The sequence below is a fragment of the Desulfobacterium sp. N47 genome (assembly GCF_051233685.1).
Taxonomy (GTDB): Bacteria; Desulfobacterota; Desulfobacteria; order Desulfobacterales; family RPRI01; genus RPRI01.
Map to the genome: position 1 here is coordinate 1 of NZ_JBAMMY010000147.1, position 2,560 is coordinate 2,560.

General features: G+C 36.1%; 3 protein-coding genes. All 3 read right to left on the reverse strand.

The genetic code is table 11. From position 1 onward, the window contains the following. Nucleotides 1-547 precede the first annotated feature (547 nt). Nucleotides 548-919, reverse strand: a complete 372-nt coding sequence (locus VXK47_RS09550) for a hypothetical protein (RefSeq protein WP_435548550.1) — start codon at nucleotides 917-919, stop codon at nucleotides 548-550. Next, nucleotides 903-1,691, reverse strand: coding sequence for a type II toxin-antitoxin system antitoxin SocA domain-containing protein (locus VXK47_RS09555; RefSeq protein ID WP_435548551.1), 789 nt, complete (start codon nucleotides 1,689-1,691; stop codon nucleotides 903-905). The genes VXK47_RS09550 and VXK47_RS09555 overlap by 17 nt, the downstream gene beginning before the upstream one ends. 525 nt (nucleotides 1,692-2,216) lie before the next feature. Further along, nucleotides 2,217-2,375 carry a type II toxin-antitoxin system HicB family antitoxin gene (locus tag VXK47_RS09560; protein ID WP_435548552.1) on the reverse strand — a complete coding sequence of 53 codons (159 nt, stop codon included), beginning with the start codon at nucleotides 2,373-2,375 and terminating at the stop codon, nucleotides 2,217-2,219. Nucleotides 2,376-2,560: the final 185 nt, after the last annotated feature.

Below are 2,560 nucleotides of genomic sequence, written 5' to 3' on the forward strand. Positions count from 1 at the left end.
CGCTCCTAAAACCTTTCTTTTCGTTTTTATCGGACATCGATAATTAATATATAATCTTTAATTTACCGCTTGATACCAAGTCGTATTCAAATTCTAGCTGCGTTGGCTTCGTCGGTTCTGTCCTCGGCGTATTACATATAATGGGAATTGGGGTCAAGTCTGCTCTTGGCTCTTGAATTGGGAATTGGGGTCAAGTCTGCTCTTGGCTCTTGAATTGGGAATTGGGGTCAAGTCTGCTCTTGGCTCTTGACTCGTCACCAAATATATTCAAAAGTAAAAAGACGCACGAATACAGTCAGCCCGCCCTTTTGAATTTCGTTGGCGCCGACTTCTGCCCGGAAGAGATTTGCCCCGGCTATCGCTCCTAATACCTTTATTTTTTGTTTTATCGGACATCGGTTAATATAAGCGACCTTTATGTTACCGGCTTGAAACAAAATCTGTTTGTTAAATGCTCTTTCATTTACACTAATATCTATATTAAAATCAAATAAATTTATATTTTTATATAGTTAAATATCCATAGAAACCTGGCATTTGTGCCAAATTAACCATAATATTTTTGAATCCGCTTTTTATCCTCGTTTTCCTTATCACCCTTAAAATAGATTTCTATAAATTCAATGACATCTTCTTTTTCAAAATACGCATATATAATTCTTATGCCGCTCATTGCTCCACGACCCTTTAGAGCTTTGCAGGCAAATTTTTTTGCTTTGTATATCTTGGGAGTTTCAATTCCTAATCCTGAGATCTGAACGACTGCTTTATTATCTATTCCCAGTTTATGAGTAAGCTTAAGCTGACTGTTGATAAATGTTTCGAGATCATCATCAAGAGTTTTAAACTTCTTTAAGAGCTTATTAAAATCTTTTTCAAATTCAGCAAGTCTTCGTATTTCATTAAATACTTTCTTCATTATAATTTCTCACCGAATAGGGCGAAGTCCGGTAAAATACTGCTTCATATTGAATAATATCTCCATCCTCGGTAGTTTTCCAGGGAACATCATTATGTGAGTATTCACTGATCTCGGAAGCATTCATATTTGACAAAGTATTTAAAACATCATCTATAACTTCTTTTTCGTGAGCTTTCAGTTGAGTTAAATCGGATTTTCTTAAGGGTAAATATTTAGTCTGCGGATATTTAAAATAGCTGTCTTTCACCTTTACTAAATCTTTCCCTTCCATTTCTTCTATGATCTTAACAAATTCTTTAGGCGTCGGCCCATACTTGTTTTTTATATAGGTTGCTCCTATTAGTTGCTCTTCGTATTTTTCATAAAAATTGAAATCCATGAAATAAAGAAGCTTATACAAAACCGTTTCTCCAACATTGGGTTTTGACCCGATTTTCTCAAGAATATAGATTAGCACTTCCTTGAATTTTTGCAGATTCCTTTGAGGAACACTGATTCTGATTTCCTGTTTTTTTGCTTGTTTCTTTGCGGATTTTTCAAATATAATTTTTATATCTTTTGTAATATCCAATAAAACATCCGTTTGGATATTAAATATTTCAGCAAGCATTACTATCTCTTCGGCACTGATTTTTCTGGCTCCGGATTCTATTTGTGAAACAGCCACTCTGCTTATTCCCAGCTTTTGTGCCAGAGCATCCTGGGATAACCCAGTTTTTTCTCTTATTTTTTTTATCTTTAACCCTAAATCTCTATAAAAAGTGTCCATAATTATATTCTCCTGTGGTTTGAAAGCATAAATAACATATGTATGAATATCTGTCAATATAATGTCATATTATCTGACATATGCTGACTATATGGAATCGATACAAGTTAATAGCTAAAAAAGAAGCCGCAATAAGTTTAAAATAAAATAATTATTGCTGAAGATTTATATACAAGAAACGCTTGTTATCAGTAAAAACGCAATATATGGAGTTAGAATTTCCGGAAAATGGCGTGGGGGTTGACCGTGTGTCGAAGATATATTGCCTATATCAAATCCAAAAAGCGGCCGACCTCCATCCGGGCTTGCTTAAGAATGTGAGAAAGTGTTGTGCGCTTAATCGGCTTATGAGCCGGAATTGTCAGTTTCAGCACTTCATCGTGGGTGCTTTTGCAGCCTTATATGGCTTCCCTTCTGTCTGACTACAACCCATCCCGTTGAAGTGCACGAACGACTCTGTCGTATCCAACACTTGGAATTGTTGTCATACTGCGAGTTCCATGACCTCTGTGCCCGGTATGAATATCATATCATCGTCCACGGGCTCGAGATATAGTTCACTTCCCTGATGTTTTTTAAAGCTTCTTCTCTGGAATTTCCTTCGCTAATGCATCCGGGAAGACTTGGCACGTAGACTGTAAACCCGCCTTCTTCACTTGTCTCAAGAACGACTTTAAGTTTCATTTACTTAATCCTCCATTAAAAATAACTGATATACATAATCTTTAATGGCCTATTGACTTAGCTGACCCAATTATTTATAATAAACATCATGAGCAGCAATATTGTGGGGTTAAGCCAAATTATGGGGAAATGAGTTGGTTGATTTTCCAGGAAGACTTTCAGAGTGAAGATGACTGTTATGCCTG

What these genes read in the sequence shown, in the direction of transcription:
- VXK47_RS09550 (WP_435548550.1), bottom strand. Translation starts at nt 919, where the DNA reads ATGAAGAAAGTATTTAATGAAATACGAAGACTTGCTGAATTTGAAAAA.
- VXK47_RS09555 (WP_435548551.1), bottom strand. Translation starts at nt 1,691, where the DNA reads ATGGACACTTTTTATAGAGATTTAGGGTTAAAGATAAAAAAAATAAGA.
- VXK47_RS09560 (WP_435548552.1), bottom strand. Translation starts at nt 2,375, where the DNA reads ATGAAACTTAAAGTCGTTCTTGAGACAAGTGAAGAAGGCGGGTTTACA.